Source organism: Pseudorhodoplanes sp. (genome assembly GCF_050250235.1).
In the GTDB taxonomy this organism is placed as follows: Bacteria; Pseudomonadota; Alphaproteobacteria; order Rhizobiales; family Xanthobacteraceae; genus Pseudorhodoplanes.
Genome location: NZ_JBFWPA010000307.1, coordinates 1 through 3206 on the forward strand (window position 1 = coordinate 1; position 3206 = coordinate 3206).

A 3206-nucleotide genomic window follows, 5' to 3' on the forward strand; every position below is an offset into this window, starting at 1 on the left:
TGTTCGCAAAACTGGAGCAGATCGTCTCCGCAGACGCGATCCTGGCGTCAAACACGTCATCACTGTCGATCAGTCGTATCGCTTCGGCCTGCAAGCTTCCCCAGCGCTGCGCTGGGCTTCATTTCTTCAACCCGGTTCCGCTCATGCGCGTCGTCGAAGTCGTCGGTGGAGTACGAACCTCCCGCCAAGTCGTTGAGACACTGGTCAGTATGGTCCGGCAGATCGGGCATACGCCGATTGTCGGCACCGACACCCCTGGCTTTATCGTCAACCATCTGGGGCGCGGTCTGTACACCGAAGGGCTGCGCGTTGTTCAGGAAAGGATTGCGCCGCCCTTTATTGTGGATCGGATATTGCGTGAAACATGCGGCTTTCGCATGGGTCCGTTCGAGCTCCTCGATCTCACGGGTCTCGACGTGTCCTTTCCCGTCATGGAGCAAATCTATCGGCAATTTTACGAAGAACCACGATTTCGGCCTTCGCCGCTGGCTGCCCGGCAAGTTGCAGCCGGCCTGTTTGGACGTAAGACCGATGAGGGCTTCTATGAGTATCGCGAGGGTCAAAAGGTTGAGCCGGAAGTTACGGGCTTTGCCGCTGAAGTCTCGGACCGGCCGATCTGGATCGGGCCTGGAGAGCAAAAGGCACGATCGCTTATAACGAGAATTCTCGGCACTGCGGGAGTCCGGCTGAACGAGAGCGAAACGCCGGGCGCCGTAGATGCATGCATCCTGCTGCCGATCGGCACCGATGCAACCACAGCCGCGATCAGAGCCAAGATAGACGCGCGGCGGACCGTCGCAATCGATCCATTGTTCATCTCAGACAAGCATCTCACAGTGATGCCGACTCCCGTGACCGAATCAGGCATCACAGCATTCATTGCACACGCAATGCAGAACGCCGGGGTCACTGCGTCGCTTGTTCAAGACAGTCCGGGCTTTATCGCGCAACGCGTCGTGGCAACGATCGTCAATATCGCTTGCGACGCGGCTCAACAGCAGATCGCCAGTCCAAGTGACATCGATACGGGCGCCCGCCTCGGCCTGGGCTATCCCACCGGACCGCTGGCCTGGGGCGATCTTGTCGGGGCAGGAACAGTTCTGGATATTCTCGATCAACTCCATCAATTCTACGGCGACCCGCGCTACCGGGCGAGCCCCTGGCTGCGTCGGCGCGCGATGCTAAATCTGTCTCTCGTTCATGAAGCGGCGTAGTGCTGACAAGCCGCTGGCGGCGCGAGCGTCCCCGGTTGTGCTGACGTGGCGTAACGTATACTGATCGGGGCGAGAGCACCCAGATTCGCTGGAACGGCCGATGGCGCGCACACGCTCAGAGAACTACGACGACATACGACAGAGCATCCTGACGGGAGCCGTCAATTTGATTTCCCGGCAAGGATATACGCGCACGACGGTCGCGGAGTTGGCCGACGCCTGCAAACTGTCGCGTGGCGCGCTTTATCATTATTTCGACTCGAAAGAAGCTATCCTGTTTGCCATCCTAGATACTCATGTCCGCGATCTGATTGCGCGGCTGGATACTTCGCTTCTCGGCATTTCCGATCCATATTTAAAGTTTCAAAGGGCGGTGCGCACGATTGTCGAAATAAATGCCAAATCACCAAAGGAACAGCGTATCCTTTTGTATGATATCAAGTTTCTGAGCAAAACCGAGCAGAAGGCCATCTACGACCTCGAAAGGAGGATTGTGGATAAAATGGCCGAATGCCTGGTTCACTTGGATCGCAAGCACAACATCACAGCACGGACCCGAAAAGTCTATACGATGCTCGTGTTTGGCATGATCAACTACACGTTTACCTGGTTCGATCCAAAGGGGGAAGTATCGCCCGCGGAATTCGCCGACATGGCTGTTCAGCTCTTCCTCAATGGCCTTCACAGCAAGCTTGCTACGACAAGTTCTTCCGAGAATCGCAAGTCGGCATGAAGCGGAAACAATTGTCGCGACTTGCCCCTTGGTGCGTCGATGCCTGATGTCAATTATCGTGTCGATGGCGGCGTAGCGACAATCACGCTAAATCGCCCTGAACTTCGCAATGCCATGACGTTGCCGATGCGGCAGTCGGTGAGATCATTGCTTCGTTCTGCCGGCGATGATCCGTCCATCCGCTGCGTAGTTCTCGAAGGAGCCGGCGGTCATTTCATGGGCGGCAGCGACGTCAAGGACTTCGAAGCTCCGGCTAGAGAAATGGACCCCGATGCGCGGCGCCGCTATTTCGAGGACCGCATTTCCAATCTGATGCCCTTGATCGATGCAATTCGGGGAAATCCAAAACCGATTGTAGCCAAGATACGCGGTGCTTGCGCCGGTCTTGGCCTCGGTATCGTCGCCGCATGCGATTTCGCGTATGCTGCAAGATCTGCATTCTTCTCAGCAGCCTATGTGCATTTGGGCGCCCCTCCCGATGGAGGGTTGACGCACTATATTCCACGTCTGGCAGGTTCGCGACGCGCGATGGAGATATTTGTTTTCGGCGACCGGATTTCCGCCGAGGAGGCCCGTAGTCTGTCGATCGTCAACGAAGTCTTTCCGGACGAGCATTTTGATGCGTCCGTGGAAAAGATTATTGCCAGGCTCTGCGCGGCCCCAACCGTCGCCGTGGGCATGACCAAGCACCTCGTCCACGCATCGACATCATCCAGTCTGGAAACTCAGATGGCCGAAGAGCGCCGGCTATTCGCCGATTGCACGGCCACGGAAGATTTCGTCGAAGGTATCACCGCCTTTCTCGAAAAGCGGAAGACGCGCTTCAGCGGACGCTAGCCCGCAACATCAGTCTCGAAGCCCCCTTCTGGCGCAGGTCGATCGCGATTCTATGACTCGCACCGCAGACGTGCTGAAATCGCTGAGAAAATCGCCGCGCCCGATTGGATCCCGGCCCCTTGAGCCATGCGCCAAGTTATGCTATTTATTGAACGGACATCCGGTTTATTAAAGAGCAAACTTGATCCCAACAATGGTGTAACGATGAACGTGGTGCAGCGCGGTTCAATTTGGAGCCATCTCATCAAGCCTGATCGCGTCCGCAGTGCGCTTTATAATGATCCGGAAATCTTCGAGCTTGAACTGAAGAACATCTGGTATCGAAGCTGGGTCTACGTGGGCCACGAAAGCGAGGTTTCGAAGCCCCATGACTTCGTTATGAAGTCTATCGGCCCTCAACAAGTCATTATGACACGCGATGG

At 56.3% G+C, this 3206-nt stretch carries 3 protein-coding genes and 1 pseudogene; all 4 read left to right on the forward strand.

What is annotated here, in order from left to right; translation table 11 throughout:
• Positions 1-11: 11 nt before the first annotated feature.
• Positions 12-1214 (forward strand): 3-hydroxyacyl-CoA dehydrogenase, encoded by a 1203-nt coding sequence (locus AB7F49_RS39170; protein ID WP_428533380.1) that lies wholly within the window; start codon positions 12-14, stop codon positions 1212-1214.
• Positions 1215-1314: 100 nt separating this feature from the next.
• Positions 1315-1947, forward strand: a complete 633-nt coding sequence (locus tag AB7F49_RS39175; RefSeq protein WP_428533375.1) for a TetR/AcrR family transcriptional regulator — start codon at positions 1315-1317, stop codon at positions 1945-1947.
• Positions 1948-1986: 39 nt separating this feature from the next.
• Positions 1987-2784, forward strand: a complete 798-nt coding sequence (locus AB7F49_RS39180) for an enoyl-CoA hydratase/isomerase family protein (protein ID WP_428533378.1) — start codon at positions 1987-1989, stop codon at positions 2782-2784.
• A gap of 126 nt (positions 2785-2910) precedes the next feature.
• Positions 2911-3206 (forward strand): annotated as a pseudogene (locus tag AB7F49_RS39185) (hypothetical protein); the annotation flags it as partial.